Below are 15,158 nucleotides of genomic sequence, written 5' to 3' on the forward strand. Positions count from 1 at the left end.
ATCTATGGCATGTAAAAGAAGCTAAAAAGCGGGTATGAATTAATATACCTCTTTTTAGCTTCTTATTTTTTTGTATAAGGCTTCCGCTGTAGTGTAATGTTCTGCTTACTCTACTCCCTTTGGTCATGCATCTCATATCCTATATCAAAAGCCCTGATATTCATATCTATGAAGCCGGCGGGGACATTCTCCCTTATGGCTGCGTGCCATGCCTCAATTGGTATCTCCATATGATTTGCCAGGACACCTATAAGAAACAGGTTTGCAACCTTGGCCGAGCCTAGCTTTTTACCTTCACTGGCCGCATCAATGGCATAGAGCCTGTATGAGGTCGAAAGCCTTTCTATTATGTCAGCCGGATACTCCGCTTTTTCGGCCGCCACGTGAGCCGGGGCTATTTCCCCTGTATTGACGATTAGTATGCCTTCTTTTTTCAGGCTTCCCTTCCACCTGTCGGCTTCCAGCGGCTCTAGGGCCACCAGGAAATCCGCATCCCCTGGAGGTATGTTGGGCGAATAGATCTTTTCTCCTAGCCGCACACTTCCCCAGACCTTTCCACCCCGCTGGGAAAGCCCAATTATGTCGTTGCTCTTTACATCATAGCCCGCGTAAAAAGCCGCACTGCATATAATGCTTGTAGTTAGAACAAGTCCCTGGCCTCCAACTCCTGCCAGCATGATATTATAGGCTTTCATCATTCCACCTCCCCGTCAGCTCTCTTTATTGCGCCTACAGGGCATACCTGTGAGCAAACAGAGCATCCCACGCACATTTCCGGATTTATAGAGGACTTGAGCTTTTCTATTCCCTCGTACTTTTTCATGCGCAAAGGCGGACAGTTTGTCCTTATGCAGTTTCTGCAGGCTATGCAGACATTCGGGTCCACATAGAAGTGGGGCTCTCTTATCTTGAATCTTAGAGCGCATGGCCTCGTAGCTATGACTATGGACAAGCCTGGCCTTTTTATCTCCTCATCTATGGCCTCCTTAGCCTCTTTGTATTTAAACTGGTCTACAGACCTTACGTTTTCAAAGCCCATTGCCCTTAAAAGCACTTCCAGGTCTACATGCATGTCGTCCTCGCTGGCGTAGCTTCCGGAGCTTGCCGTATGCTGGCCGCCGGTCATGGCAGTAGTTCCGTTGTTTAATATGACTATCGTCATGTTGTCCTCGGGGTCTATCTGGTGCAGCATGTTGACCATTCCGGTCATTCCAGAATGGAAGAACGTGCTGTCACCTATTACAGCAACAAGAGGCTCACTCTTACCGCTAAGCTTCATAGCCTTAGCCATCCCCTTTATTATGCCCAGGGACGAACCCATGCTAATTATTGTGTCGAGAACCTCTATTGGAAATATACCCGCAAGTGAATAGCAGCCTATATCTCCTACAACCTTTCGGCCCGATTTCTTGAGTATGTCGAAAACAGGCCTGTGGGGGCAGCCGGCGCAAAAAAGCGGCAGTCTCGGCGGAACAGACTTATCTTCTCCCATTTTGCCTGAATACCTGGATTCTTCAAAAATGCCTGCCCTTAGAAGACCCGCTTCTATTTCCTCTATGCCAAGCTCGCCAGTAAACGAAAAATACGACTTGCCTTCGCACTCAATGCCATTAATTTTAAGCTCGTTCTCAATGAATGGAGACATCTCCTCTATGACAATCAGCCTCCTGTAGTCGCTGGCAAGGCTCCTTATCGCATCAAGCGGAAGCGGGTATACAAGTCCCAGCTTGAGCACAGGCATGTCGAGATTCAGCTCCATCAGGTTGTTGTACACAAGCCCCGATGTTATTATGAGAACCTCGCTGCCATTGCCTTTCTCCAGCCTGTTTATACCCAGATCCATTGCAGCTTTTGACAGGCTTTCTAGCCTCTCCTTCATCTCAAACTGCTTTTTGAAGGTGTTTGGCGGTATCATATTGAAATTCGTCTTATCTGGCTTGAAGCCTTCCGCAGGCTTTTCCTCCCTATCCAAAAGCTCAACTATGCCCCTGCTGTGACATAACCTGCTAGTTATCCTCAGCATAACAGGCATTCCGTAGGTTTCGCTCAGCTCGAGGGAAATCTTCGTGAAGTCCTTGGCTTCCTGGCTGTCGCAGGGATCAAGCACAGCCATGTTTGCAAACTTCCCGATTATCCTGTTGTCCTGCTCGTTTTGAGAGCTTGCCATGCCGGGATCGTCGCCACTGACTAAAACGAATCCGCCTGCTGTCTTTGTCTGTGTGAAGGTCATAAGAGGATCCATTGCTATATTCACACCTACATGCTTCATGCTTGCAAGCGCTCTGGCCCCTGCAAAGGAGGCTCCCATGGCTACCTCCAGCGCCACCTTCTCGTTGACTGAAAATTCCGAGTAAATCTGCCTGTATTCACGCTTTATGCTCTCGAGAATTTCAACCGCAGGCGACCCGGGATAGCTTGCAGCAACAAGTCCTCCAGCTTCATAAAAGCCCCTTGCTATCGCCTGGTTCCCCGTCATAAGTACCTTCTTGCCTTCCATGTCACCACCCCTTTGCTTTTATCTGATTGCTCGTTGTTTATCCGTCTGATTTTTTTATACCCCTTTAAAAGTCTGTAACAAGACAATTTAAAAAATCATACCTGCAAATACTCTGTTTCATGCTCATGCAGCAATGATTGCTCTTTGCATTTCAAAAAATCATTGCCACACTATTTAATCTGTGGTAACATCTTTAAATATTAAAACCAAATCGCAATATCCGGACGAAGGCGGCAGAATAGCAATGCTAGACTGTCTCTGGACGGGCCTCTGGAGAGACTCATTATGAGCGCCGAAGGGGAAAGCCATATATACTATGGTGAAGCTCTCAGGTAAAAGGGACAGGGGATTTTAAAAGCGCGCAGAAAGCATGTATTTTTTGTTGCCTTTTTTCCCGATTCTCCAGAGACCGACAACTTCGGTCTCTTTTTATTTTAAAAAAATACAAAATACATTAGGAGGGGTTTCGATGAAGGCATTCGTTACAGTGGTAGGAAAGGACAAGGTTGGAATTATTTACGGCATAACAGGGGTGCTGGCCAAAAGCAACGTCAATATAGAGGATATCAGCCAGACAATACTCCAGGACTATTTTTCAATGGTCATGCTTGTGAATCTGGATAATATGACAGTCTCATTTGACGAGCTCAAAAGGCAGCTTGACGAAAAGGGCGCCGAAATCGGCGTATCCGTAAGAGTTCAGCATGAGGAGATATTTACAGCCATGCATAAAATTTAGCCTGGCTTAAGTTCCACTTCTATTGCCATTGAATATACGACAAGGTTCACAATAGAAAATGAGAGGTGTTTATTATGCTTGATTTACAAAATGTATTGGAAACTATAAAAATGGTAGACCAGGAGAAATTCGATATAAGAACTGTTACAATGGGCATGTCTCTTCTGGACTGCGGAGGCTCTGACGTTAAGGGCTGCCTGACGCGTGTCTATGACAAGATAACTGGCAATGCATCAAAGCTTGTTTCAACCTGCCGCAGCCTTGAGTCCGAATATGGTATTCCTATCGTAAACAAAAGGATCTCCATAACCCCGGCGTCCCTTGTTCTGCATTCACAAAATCCTGATGACTATGTAGAGCTGGCCATGGCTCTTGACAGAGCCGCAAAGGAAGTCGGCGTTGACTTCATAGGCGGCTTCTCGGCACTTGCTCAGAAGGGATGCTCAAGAAGTGACGATGCGCTGATAGCTTCGATTCCCGACGCACTCTCAAGCACCGATATAGTGTGCTCTTCAGTCAATGTGGGCTGCACAAAGAGCGGCATAAACATGGACGTTGTGAAAAAAATGGGTGAAATCATAAAAAGGACCGCCTACCTCACTAGAGATGCAGACAGCATAGGCTGCGCCAAGCTTGTGGTGTTCGCTAACGCTGTAGATGACAATCCTTTCATGGCGGGCGCCTTCCACGGCGTAGGCGAAGCCGAATGCGTAATTAACGTCGGTGTCAGCGGCCCCGGAGTCGTCAAATGCGCTCTTGAAAATGTCAGGAATGAGAGCTTCGACGTTGTTGCCGAGACAATAAAGAAGACAGCGTTTAAAATAACGCGCGCAGGTCAGCTTATCGCCTCAGAGGCCTCAAAGCGGCTCGGAGTGCCTTTTGGAATAGTAGATCTCTCGCTTGCGCCGACTCCCGCTGTAGGCGACAGCGTAGCCAGGATACTTGAGGAAATGGGCATAGAAAGCTGCGGCGCCCACGGCACCACTGCGGCACTGGCACTTCTAAACGACGCAGTCAAAAAAGGCGGCATAATGGCCTCTTCTCATGTCGGCGGCCTTAGCGGAGCTTTCATCCCTGTGAGCGAAGACGAAGGCATGATAAGCGCACTAAGCAAGGGCTCGATAAACATAGAAAAGCTTGAAGCCATGACATGCGTTTGCTCAGTCGGCCTTGACATGATTGCCATACCGGGCGATACTCCTGCCGAGACCATCTCGGCTATGATTGCAGACGAAGCGGCAATAGGCGTTATAAACAACAAGACAACTGCCGCCAGGGTCATACCCGTTTATGGCAAGAAAGTTGGCGACTTAGCAGAATTCGGAGGCCTTCTCGGCTCGGCTCCGATACTCAAAGTGAGCGAATTTTCAAGCGCCGGATTCATAAATCGGGGCGGAAGAATCCCGGCTCCCGTACACAGCTTCAAAAACTAGTTTCACGCGTTCTTATCCAAGCAAAAAATCCGAAGACATCGGAGTCCATGTATGCACATGGTACATTCCGCATTCTTCGGATTTTTTTGCTCTAATCGGGCGTTTCAACTGTCTGCTTTTCTAAAAAGTCATTGTTCCATCCAGCATTGTTACTGCGGAGCCGCCTATTTCGATGGATGACAGGCTTCCGCTTTCGCTTGTTCTTATGATTGAATGTACGCAGCCAGGCCTTTTAAGCTCGTTGCCCTGCTCACCTATGAGCTTTATTTCTGGCTTTATCTTTATCATCTTATGCTTCATGAGGTATGAAAGCAGCGACCCGTTTCCAGTTGCGCATGCCGGATCCTCATCAAGACCTATTATAGGAGCAAATGACCTGACATGATAGTCGTATCCTCTCGCAAATGTGTCAAAGCAAAAGGCCGTTATTCCAACCACGTCGTCCTGCCTGCTGAGCCTTTCTATCTTGCTGAGGTCAGGCCTGATATCTCTCAGCTTGGCAAGCTTTTTGACTCCAACCACACACCACCACAGTCCTGTCGAAACCTTCGACGGTATAGTGTCCATAAGGTCATCGCTTTCAAGACCAAGAGCATCTGCAATCTCGGTTGCAAAGGAGTTGACGTACGAGTACATGGGCAGCGGTTGGCTTATGAAAAATACCGGTTCTCTCCTTTCAAAAACTCTTTTTACTGGAATTATCCCTCTCTTTGTCTCCATCTGGAATACTTCCTTGCCCTCAGGCAACATTCCAGCCTCGTGCAGCGCATGGAATGTTGAAATCACAATGTGGCCGTATATTTCAACCTCGCTCTGGGGCGAAAAAAACTCTATTCGAAAATCTGCCTTATCAGACTTGTGAACGAACGCAGTCTCTGATACTCCCATCTCTCTCGCAATCCTCTGCTTGTTTTCCCTGCTTATGCCTTCAGAATCCAGAATGACTCCTGCAGGGTTGCCCCCGAAAGGATAGCTTGTAAATGCGTCTACTTGCTTTACGCTTACTCGCATAAGACCTCCCCCTTGTACATTGTATGTGAAAACAGCCCTTCAAAGAAGGTCATGTGATATCACACAAATAATATATAGTATATAAATGCCCTTTTTTAGTCGTTTGTATTCATAAGGTTTGAATAATGTTCAGAAAATTCATATATTTATGCTAATGCCCTCTCTATTAATCGAAGAGGTTAATATATTCTCCGTAGCCCTCTTTTTCAAGCTCCTCCTTTGGAATGAATCTCAGCGATGCCGAATTTATGCAGTATCTGAGGCCTCCCGGCGCAGGTCCGTCGCCAAATACATGGCCAAGGTGCGAGTCCGCATGCTTGCTTCTTACCTCTATGCGCCTCATTAGCAGCTTCCTGTCTTCTCTTTCGACTATGTTGCCCGGTTCAAGCGGCTTTGTAAAGCTCGGCCAGCCGCTTCCCGAATCAAATTTGTCAAGCGAGCTAAAAAGCGGCTCTCCCGAGACTATATCTACGTATATGCCTTCTTTCTTGTTGTCCCAATACTCATTGTCGAATGCCGGCTCGGTCTTGTCCTGCTGCGTCACCCTGTACTGCAGTCCGGTAAGCTCCATGAGCCTCTTTTCCTTGTCAAAGCTGCTGTATTTGCCGTCGCCTTCTTTTCCCTCGGCGCTCTTGTCTTTTTCACTTTCGTCTTCCCATGTTTTTTTTATGAAGCCTTCCCTGCCCGAGCCACTCTTGTAATCCTTGTATCTGAGAGGATTTTTTAGATAAAAATCCTGGTGGTACTCCTCGGCCGGATAGAACTCCTCCGCAGGCAAGATTTGTGTTGCAACAGGCCTATCGAACCTGCCTGATTCATCAAGCTCTTTTTTGGAAAGCTGCGCTATGGACTTTTGCTCTTCGTCATAGTAGAATATGGCCGTCTTGTACTGGCTGCCCCTGTCAGCGAACTGTCCGCCCTCATCAGTAGGATCAATCTGCCTCCAGTAGACCTCCACAAGCTCCCTGTAGCCGATCTTCATGGGATCGTATACAACAAGTACCGCCTCCAAATGGCCGGTAACCCCCGAGCTGACCTGCTCGTACGTGGGATTCTTGACCTTTCCCCCTGTATAGCCTGCCAACACCTCAACAACCCCTTCAAGCCTTTCAAAAGGACCCTCCATACACCAGAAGCAGCCTCCTGCAAACACCGCCTTCTTGTAGTTCTTGTCGTTTATTTCAACATCCAGTTTCATGTTATCACTCCTCTCTCCACTGTATTTGTTTACTGCCAGCCAAACTATAGAAGCAAGAGCAACCATTGCGGCTATACGCAGTATATTTCTTCTTGTCATATCATCAACTCCGCAGACTGTTAAATACCAACAAAATAATAATGGCTTAATTATGGATTCCAGCAAATGTGTCTGATTTATCCTTTTCAGGAGCTATCCTTTGAAATCTTCTGAATGCTCCTTGCTATTACAAGCATCAAAACTGCAGCAGCTCCTATCACGGACACCTTTAGAAGCCAATCATTTCTTTCCGTCCATGGGCGCGTGTCCCTGAATACAAAATCCTTGTTTTCTTCCAGCTCGCCAAGTGAAGCCCTGGGCGTGCCCCTGTAATCCAGGTTCATTTTGAACTTTTCGATATCGTAAACCGGCGCCTTAACCTGGCTGCTGTTCCAGTAGAGTACATAGCCCGACGGGCTTTCAGCCGGGAAAACCAGCAGAGGATTTAGTCCTCGAATTTTCACATCGCTTACGGAAAGCTCAGGATTGTCATTGTTGTGTATGAGCAGCTTTAGGTAGCGCTGGCTTGTCGAACACTTTATTATAAGCTGGCGCGCAGTGAGCCTGTCCAGCGAGTATACGAAAATTTCAGCATCCGCCGCATGTTCCCATTTTTCGCCGTCGCTGCTCTCGTAGATTTCGGCGGCTCTGCTGAAGTTCTCAGCAGCTGTAACAAGCTCCAATTCGCTTACCTGAAGTCGGGGCAGCCTTAAATCCACTATGAACTCCTGTATGCCTGCACCGCCATTTTCCTCCAGAAGCTCATAATCCCTCTCCTTCAGAGGAAATACAATATCCGCTTCATCCATGAGAAGCTCCAGGCTCTCGGGCTTAAACTCACCCTTGCCGCCCTGGAGCAGACTCACCCTCAGATACGAAAAATTCGTCGGCGGCAGATTCACCTCCAGATTCCTGCTTTTGCCTTCCCCCGAAAGATCGAATATAGTGCTGTCTGAGGTGAGCAATCTCCATTCATTCCTGTCCATGCTCCCCTCGATCTTTACAGCTCGTATAAAGTCCCTGTCCGTGCTTGCAAGCTTTATTTGTGTAATCCACCTGTCCTGCGGAACTTTTACTTCAAACACCAGGTTTCCCTGAGAGTCCTTCCCCAGGTTGAGCATTTCCGCCGGCTCGTATTTGCCTGAACGTGTTTCGAGAGGATTGCGAAGCAATCCATACGGTATTTCGCTGCCCCCGCTGTAGATCCTAAGGTCGGCCAACCCGGGCTGCGACTGGGCAATCACCTCGTCAGGGAGCTCCAAAATATTGTAGTCTGATTCGACTTTGCTCAGATTGATATCCGCCCTGTTTTTGTAATCGCTTTCAGCTCCCCAGGCTGGCGTGGCAGCCAAAAACACCATTATGGCAGCGGCTACTTTGGCAAGGTAGCTGCGCCCTTTATTCTTTTTTGCCATGATGCTTTTCATCCGCGTCACCTCCGAAAAGCACGTCCTTATAGCGGTTGTAAATCCATGATACAGCCAGCAGAATCACGCCAAGTCCAAAAAAAGACATGATGCGGTTAGCCGTTGTAAGGCTCGACAAATCAACAAAAAACACCTTTAAAATAACTATGCCCATGAAGCCCAGGCCGAACCTGCGAAGATTCCCTATATGCTTCCAGAAACCAACTGCGACGAGAACTGCGGCATATAGACCCCAAACCATTGAAATCACGAGACCTGCTCTGTTCCTCATGGCGTTTTGCGCTTGATAATCCGCCATTTCCACCGCCTTGTATGAAAAGTAGGCGTTTATTTCATTTGTCAGCAGCATTATCACAAGAATGTTGAGCAGTATCTGAAGACTGAGTATGAATCTGCCCCAACCAAATATTGTTTTGCCACTTCGAATTTCGTCATGATAAAGCCGCAGTACGGCCGAAAGAGCCACTATCGCGAAGATATATGCAACAGCCGCTTTATTGAGCAAAGGGAGCGCTTCATCGCCTGTAATTACAAAAGGTATATCAAGCAGTGACACGAGCATTAAGAACAAAACCGCATATCCTGCGACAGGAATTCTGCCGGGATTTATTTTGAGATTCAAGTAAAACACTATGACGGTCTCGACCGCCCACGCAATTGTAACCCAATGTTCATCCAGCTGTATTGGAACTGCAAGCGTCACAAAGCCGGCCGCTACCGCAAGCAGTGTCAAGCTCAGTGCCTTTGCCTCGGCATATTTGCTGTAGACATAAAGCCCCAGCAGCAGATACACAAGACCAATCAAAACTGTCCACAGCCCCATAAGATCGCCATAATAAGGCTCCAGCAGCTCATATGACAAGCCAAAATAGGCGGCAGCATTAAGCAGTACTAAAGTGACATCAGCTCTTATGAGTTTCTCCTTGTGGCGGACATTCCTGGCAAATGAAACAGCCAGATAGATAGTAAAGAATATTGTCAGAAATGCAAATGAAAGTACGTCAAAATCCCCCTCATTAAGCGTATAATGCCTGATATCATATGCAGAAATATAAGACGCATAAGTGAAAACAAATGTCAGATAGTTGAATGCCGGCCACTTCTTGAAATAAGCAATCAGCAGCACACCTACATCTAGTATCAAAACATATGAAAACAGGAACAGTGTCCTGTCTTCTCCGCTTCCCAATAGGAAGGGCGTAGCGAAACCTCCGACGATTCCAATTATTCCAATAGCCAGAGAATCATACCGCACTGCAAGCAAGGAAGCGGCAATTGTTATAAGCACCATGAGCGCGAATGTGGCCGGCTGTTGCATAAGACTGTAGAATATGTATGCAGCATAAATCGAAAAATAAAGTACTGCAATTCCGCCTCCGGTAAAACCCTGGGCGTATATGGCGTATTGGCGTCGCTGGAAATATTCCCCAGCACCCAACATTCCAAGGCCGAATATTATTCCGATTGCTATTCTTCCAAGCTCGCCAATCAGATTGTTGTCGAATGACCACTTGAGAAAAAACACGGCCGCAAGCACGACAGCCAGAATCCCCAGCCTGTTGAAGAGTGTTCCTGCCAGCTTCTCCTCGCTTATCCTCTGAAGCAGCGGCTTTTTCCCTCTCCCGTAATTCGATTCCAGGGTATTTAGATGCTCCTGCTGCACTAAAGGCCGCTTCCACACAGATTGTGTTCCGCTAGCTGCGCCTTTTGCAACTCCGGTCATCTGCTCAAGATATTCAACCCTCTCCTTCAGCCGCGTTATCTCATCAGCCAGCTTGGCTATTTCATCACTTTTTGCATCCATCTCTCATCCTCCCTTTTGTGCAGCCTTTCAAGGTATTACTTGTCCAGATTCATCATTACTATGCCCGCTATGCACAGAGCTATGCCTGCATAGTTGACAAGCGAATGCGTCTCCTTGAAAAATATAAGACCTATGGGTATTAAAAGCATGGCCGCGCTCGTGTTTGAAAGCAGCGCAGCCGTACTTACATTCCAACCGTACCTGTATGCCAGCAGATACCCTATTTCAAGCCCCACAATGGAAAGCCCCAGCAGCAGCACAGCCCAGTTTGTGTGGGATGCGGCGCCGGCTATACCCTCACTCCTTGGCACAGCGAAAAAAAGCGCCGATGAAACAGCCAGAGCTATTGCATAAATGGACATAAGCACGAAAAACGGATTGGCTCCTGCCAATATATTTTTTTGGGCTATGTGGTACATTACCAGCGAACAAATCACTATGAGAACAGATACTATATGCATTTTACTCCTCCACTTGTTGTAGGTCTAAGGTTACTCGGTCCTGTCAGCAAAACACTTGGCATACTTGAGCACATACTGAATAAGCGCAACCAGAGATGCCCCAAGGGCTATATAGAGCACAGCAGTGCCAACGCTCTTGTTTATAAAAAGTGAGAACACTGCAACGTATATGAGGAATGTTGCAAGCTTGCCCCACATGTTTGCCTGGACAACCACATTCTTTGCGTACAGCCTGGATGATAACATTATCATTAGCAGCTCCTTGAATGCGAGCGCCGCTGCAACCCACAACGGAACATATCCCTTTATTGTCAAAGCTGCGAGCACGCTCACTGCAAGTATCTTGTCTGAAAGCGGATCGAGCAGCTTGCCGGTATCGCTTACAAGGTTAAGCCTTCTTGCCACGAAACCGTCCAGCAGGTCAGTGAAGCCTGCAAAGGCAAGCACGATAAGGGCCTGAAGTTCCCTTCCATCCATAAATAGCGCCACAAATATTGCCGCCAGCGGTATTCTCGAAGCAGTTATGATGTTTGGAATGTTGTTTTTCATATTCATTGTATAATCCGCCTTTTGCTTTTAACTATTTATTACCCAGAACACGCCACATTCAACAATAGCAACGCTTTTTTCAGTGAAACAGGAGAGCAGATTATTTGGGGTTGAACTTTAATCGGCTTGTATGTTATCATGATATTGAAAAATTAAAAACAGAGCTTTGAAGGAGAAAGTAGCATAATGCATTGCGATGTAGAGAGCTGGCCGGCTGGTGAAAGGCCTGATTGGGGCATTATGGCGAATTACACTCTGGAGCATTCAGCAAAACTGACGGTTTCCGCACGTTATAGCGGCTATGAGGCGCATATGCGCAAATTAAGGTGGTACCACGGGTCTGCTCGTCCTTATCTGGATTGAGAAGGCTCTTTTTTTATACTTTTAAATCGAAAACAATACAGAAATAATTGGAGGTATATAAAATGGAAAACGTATTCGACATGCTGCAAGACCGCGGCTTCATAAAGCAGGCCACATACGAGGATGACATAAGGGAGCTGCTTGGAAAGGAAAAGGTCACTTTCTATATAGGCTTTGACCCTACTGCGGACAGCCTTCACGTAGGCCACTTCGTACAGGCCATGGTAATGATGCACATGCAAAAAGCCGGCCATAGGCCAATAGTCCTTCTTGGCGGGGGAACAGCAATGGTTGGCGACCCGACAGGCAAAACTGAGATGAGAAAACTCATGACTCAGGAGACAATAGCCCACAACGCCGAGTGCTTCAAAAAGCAGCTTTCAAGATTCATAGACTTTTCAGATGGCAAGGCAATAATGGTCAACAATGCCGACTGGCTGCTTAACCTCAACTACATCGAGTTCCTGAGGGAAATCGGAAGGCATTTCTCTGTAAACAGGATGCTGACAGCAGAGTGCTTCAAGTCAAGGATGGAGAAAGGCCTTTCATTCCTGGAGTTCAACTACATGATAATGCAAAGCTATGACTTCCTTGTACTCAACAGAAAATACGGCTGCAACCTTCAGCTTGGCGGCGACGATCAGTGGTCGAACATAATAGGCGGTGCTGATCTGATAAGAAGGGTAGATTCAAAACCTGCCTTTGGAATGACTTTCAGGCTGCTGACTACAAGCACTGGCGCCAAGATGGGCAAGACAGAAGCCGGCGCAGTATGGCTTGACCCAGAGAAGACTTCACCATACGAATTCTACCAGTACTGGAGAAATGTCGACGATGCAGACGTAGAGATGTGCCTTTCGCTCCTTACTTTCATTCCAATGGACGAAGTGAGAAATCTTTGCGCTCTTGAAGGCGCTGAGATAAACAAGGCTAAGGAGATACTCGCATACGAGGTTACAAAGATAGTTCACGGCGAAGAGGAGGCCAACAAGGCTCAGGCTGCCGCCAAGGCGCTCTTTGGATCGGGCTCGCTTGAAGGCTCGGTGCCAACTACAGAGCTTGCAGCTTCTGAATTCGAAGCAGGCATGGACATAATGACGCTGCTTGTCACTACCGGGCTTGCAGAGTCAAAGAGCGAGGCCAGACGACTTGTTCAACAGGGCGGAATACAGCTTGAAGGCGAGAAGGTTACCGATATAGGCTTCATGGTGACTGCAGGCTCGTTCAAGGACGGAGCACTGATGATCAAAAAAGGCAAGAAGGTATACCACCAGATAAAGCTGTCATAATTTCACTCGTATATCCAAACTGTTCTATTGTTGAAAAACCGTAAAACTACTCACCTTGAGTAGCGATTGAAAAAACAAAAGCTGCACACCTCTAATTTGAAGAGATGTGCAGCTTTTCCCATTATGCGTGCTTTAGCGGAAGTATTATTGTGAATTCAGTCCCCTCTCCCTGCTTGCTCTGCACGTGTATGCTGCCCCTATGGGCGTCTATAATTATCTTGGCTATGGAGAGCCCCAGGCCGCTTCCCGAGCTCTTCTTATCCTCATCAAGCCTTGACCTTGACTTGTCGGCCCTGTAGAACCTCTCGAATATCCGCGGCAGGTCCTCGCTGGCAATGCCTATGCCGCTGTCCCTTACGTTTATCACGGCATCCCTTCCGCTGGCCCTTAGGCTTATGCTAATGCCGCCACCCGCGGGCGTGTACCTTATACTGTTGTCCACGAAAATCCTTATGGCCTGCTTTATTTTCTCATGGTTGCCATAGAGCATGCAGCCTGGCTGCACCTGACCTTCTATAGCATGGTCGCTGTCTATGAGCCTTGTTTCCTTTATTATCTCATCCATTAGCTCAGAAATGTTGAATTCGGCCTTTTCCATGTTCAACGTGTTCCTGTCGCTGCGCGCTATGAAAAGCAGACTTTCTACAAGGCTCTGCATTCCCTGGGCCTCGTCCTTTATGGCGTCTATTCCCTCCTCCAGCACGCTTTGGTCACTCGCACCCCATCTTGCGAGCATGTCGGCATATCCCTTGATAACTGCTATGGGAGTCCTCAGCTCGTGCGAAGCGTCCGAGACGAACCTTCTTTGGTTCTCATAGGAGGCCTCTATCTCGTCCATGAGTTTGTTGAACGTGGCCGCAAGGTCCTTGAGCTCATCCTTTGTGCCTCTGATGTCAAGTCTGGCGCTCAGACGGCTTGTGGAAATGTCCCGCACCTGATCTGTCATCGCATATATTGGCCTTAGCTGCTTTTTCGACATCCCCGAGGCGAAAGATAGACACAGCATGAAAATCAAAAAGGATATCAGCGTACTGGCAATAGCCACGGCGCTCAGCAGATCCTGCTCGTTTTCCGCATGCTTCCTCAGCACAAGCGTGCCACCTTTTAGGTCTTGTATATGGTATATATGGCTACCTATGAAAAACATGTTGCCACTGTCAGACGCAATTCGAGCGGCTTCGAGCGAGTCAAAATCGTCATAGCCATATACATATAAAGGTTCGCCGTCTTTGCCAACTATCGCCGCTCCGGTCTTCGCCGCATCGAGCACCTTTACTAAGGCTGAGACGTCCGATACCTTGCCGCCCTCAAAATCCGCCTCTATCATTCTCGTATAGGCCTGCAGCTCCTTTACGCTCTGTGAGTATATGAGCTGGCGCGCCCCGGCAACCGCGCCAATGTTTATAGCTGCTGTAAAAAGAGCGATTATAAGCGCAAAACCTATTGTAAGCTTGAAGGCTATGTTGAACCTGAAAAGCGAAAGCACCCTGTCGCTTAAAACCTCTGCAGCCTTGACAGCGCCTTTTAGCAGCAGCGAAATCAGCCTGAAAGGCAACATGATTACCATCCACATGATTTTAAAAAGCGCCGCTACGCCCCGGAAGAAACCTCTGCCGCCTTTGCCGCGCTTTTCGCCTCTAGGCACGCTAATCTTTTTCATTTTTGAACATGTACCCCACTCCCCTTAGCGTGTGGATATACTCCTTTGAAAATTTCTGGTCAATCTTGCTCCTGAGATATCTTATATACACATCTACTATATTGGTGTCCCCGTAAAAATCGTAGCCCCAGACGTTTTCGAGAATCTGCTCGCGTGTTAGCGCAATGCCCTCATTCACCGCGAGATAAAGGAGCAGGTCGTACTCCTTCTTTGTAAGGCTGATTTCCTCACCAGAAAAACTCACCTCGTGGCTCATGGTGTTTATACTGAGAGCTCCCTTTTGTACCAGGTTCTCTTTTTCCGGCTCTTCAGCGTGGCCTGCAGTCCTGTTAAGCAGCCTTCTAATCCTGGCAAGCAGCTCCTCTATGGCGAAGGGCTTTGTTATGTAGTCGTCCGCCCCCATGTCAAGCCCCATGACCTTGTCCATGACGTCGTCCTTTGCCGTCACCATTATTACAGGAATCTGCGAAGTATGCCTTATTCGCCTGCACACCTCCATGCCGTTGAGGCCTGGCAGCATTATGTCGAGCAGCACAAGCGAATACTCTCCCGAGAGAGCCATTTCAAGCCCTATTCTCCCGTCAGGAGCTATGCCTACGCCGTAGCCCTCGTGCTCGAGCTCGAGCTGAAGAAACCGCGATATCTTTTTTTCCTCCTCAACCACCAGAATCCTATGCATGCTGTCCTC

13 protein-coding genes, 1 riboswitch and 1 other annotated feature are annotated in these 15,158 nt (G+C 47.7%); of the genes, 3 read left to right on the top strand and 10 right to left on the bottom strand.

Features of this window, described 5'->3' with window-relative positions:
• Positions 1 to 110: 110 nt before the first annotated feature.
• Both EAL2_RS13580 and EAL2_RS13585 read right to left on the bottom strand, forming a co-directional pair.
• Positions 111 to 698 (bottom strand): indolepyruvate oxidoreductase subunit beta, encoded by a 588-nt coding sequence (locus tag EAL2_RS13580; RefSeq protein WP_242842523.1) that lies wholly within the window; start codon positions 696 to 698, stop codon positions 111 to 113.
• Positions 695 to 2,497, bottom strand: a complete 1,803-nt coding sequence (locus EAL2_RS13585) for a thiamine pyrophosphate-dependent enzyme (protein ID WP_025436900.1) — start codon at positions 2,495 to 2,497, stop codon at positions 695 to 697. The genes EAL2_RS13580 and EAL2_RS13585 overlap by 4 nt, the downstream gene beginning before the upstream one ends.
• 260 nt (positions 2,498 to 2,757) lie before the next feature.
• Positions 2,758 to 2,852: riboswitch (glycine riboswitch) on the top strand.
• A gap of 114 nt (positions 2,853 to 2,966) precedes the next feature.
• Here EAL2_RS13585 and EAL2_RS13590 point away from each other — a divergent pair.
• Together EAL2_RS13590 and EAL2_RS13595 are read left to right on the top strand one after the other, a co-directional pair.
• Complete coding sequence (locus EAL2_RS13590; RefSeq protein WP_025436901.1) at positions 2,967 to 3,236, top strand: ACT domain-containing protein; 270 nt, start codon at positions 2,967 to 2,969, stop codon at positions 3,234 to 3,236.
• Between the two features lie 74 nt (positions 3,237 to 3,310).
• A complete protein-coding gene (locus EAL2_RS13595) occupies positions 3,311 to 4,669 on the top strand; it encodes a PFL family protein (RefSeq protein WP_025436902.1) in 1,359 nt (452 codons plus the stop codon).
• Positions 4,670 to 4,789: 120 nt separating this feature from the next.
• Here EAL2_RS13595 and EAL2_RS13600 read toward each other — a convergent pair whose 3' ends face one another.
• The 6 genes from EAL2_RS13600 to EAL2_RS13625 all read right to left on the bottom strand — a co-directional run bounded on the left by EAL2_RS13600 (position 4,790) and on the right by EAL2_RS13625 (position 11,158).
• The gene (locus EAL2_RS13600; protein WP_025436903.1) at positions 4,790 to 5,680 is read right to left on the bottom strand and encodes a PhzF family phenazine biosynthesis protein; all 891 of its coding nucleotides are present in this window, start codon (positions 5,678 to 5,680) and stop codon (positions 4,790 to 4,792) included.
• A 166-nt stretch (positions 5,681 to 5,846) separates the two neighbouring features.
• Positions 5,847 to 6,977, bottom strand: coding sequence for a peptide-methionine (S)-S-oxide reductase MsrA (msrA, locus tag EAL2_RS13605; protein ID WP_084481337.1), 1,131 nt, complete (start codon positions 6,975 to 6,977; stop codon positions 5,847 to 5,849).
• 86 nt (positions 6,978 to 7,063) lie between these two features.
• A complete protein-coding gene (locus tag EAL2_RS13610; protein WP_025436905.1) occupies positions 7,064 to 8,344 on the bottom strand; it encodes a hypothetical protein in 1,281 nt (426 codons plus the stop codon).
• Positions 8,316 to 10,148 (bottom strand): DUF2339 domain-containing protein, encoded by a 1,833-nt coding sequence (locus tag EAL2_RS13615; RefSeq protein ID WP_025436906.1) that lies wholly within the window; start codon positions 10,146 to 10,148, stop codon positions 8,316 to 8,318. Before EAL2_RS13615 ends, EAL2_RS13610 begins: the two co-directional genes overlap by 29 nt.
• Before the next feature lie 35 nt (positions 10,149 to 10,183).
• The gene (locus EAL2_RS13620; protein WP_025436907.1) at positions 10,184 to 10,609 is read right to left on the bottom strand and encodes an EamA family transporter; all 426 of its coding nucleotides are present in this window, start codon (positions 10,607 to 10,609) and stop codon (positions 10,184 to 10,186) included.
• 30 nt (positions 10,610 to 10,639) lie between these two features.
• Positions 10,640 to 11,158 carry a CDP-alcohol phosphatidyltransferase family protein gene (locus EAL2_RS13625; protein WP_041693301.1) on the bottom strand — a complete coding sequence of 173 codons (519 nt, stop codon included), beginning with the start codon at positions 11,156 to 11,158 and terminating at the stop codon, positions 10,640 to 10,642.
• A 157-nt stretch (positions 11,159 to 11,315) separates the two neighbouring features.
• Positions 11,316 to 11,513 (top strand) — a binding site (T-box leader).
• Between the two features lie 70 nt (positions 11,514 to 11,583).
• On the opposite strand from EAL2_RS13625, the gene tyrS reads away from it, so the two are divergent.
• On the top strand, positions 11,584 to 12,810 hold the full coding sequence (gene tyrS / locus EAL2_RS13630; RefSeq protein WP_025436909.1) for a tyrosine--tRNA ligase: 1,227 nt from the start codon (positions 11,584 to 11,586) through the stop codon (positions 12,808 to 12,810).
• 121 nt (positions 12,811 to 12,931) lie between these two features.
• Here tyrS and EAL2_RS14970 read toward each other — a convergent pair whose 3' ends face one another.
• Both EAL2_RS14970 and EAL2_RS13640 read right to left on the bottom strand, forming a co-directional pair.
• Positions 12,932 to 14,470: a sensor histidine kinase gene (locus EAL2_RS14970; protein ID WP_025436910.1), complete on the bottom strand. Its 1,539-nt coding sequence runs from the start codon at positions 14,468 to 14,470 to the stop codon at positions 12,932 to 12,934.
• Positions 14,457 to 15,149: a response regulator transcription factor gene (locus EAL2_RS13640; RefSeq protein WP_025436911.1), complete on the bottom strand. Its 693-nt coding sequence runs from the start codon at positions 15,147 to 15,149 to the stop codon at positions 14,457 to 14,459. The genes EAL2_RS14970 and EAL2_RS13640 overlap by 14 nt, the downstream gene beginning before the upstream one ends.
• Between the last annotated feature and the right edge of the window lie 9 nt (positions 15,150 to 15,158).

Source organism: Peptoclostridium acidaminophilum DSM 3953, from assembly GCF_000597865.1.
Taxonomy (GTDB): domain Bacteria; phylum Bacillota; class Clostridia; order Peptostreptococcales; family Peptostreptococcaceae; genus Peptoclostridium_A; species Peptoclostridium_A acidaminophilum.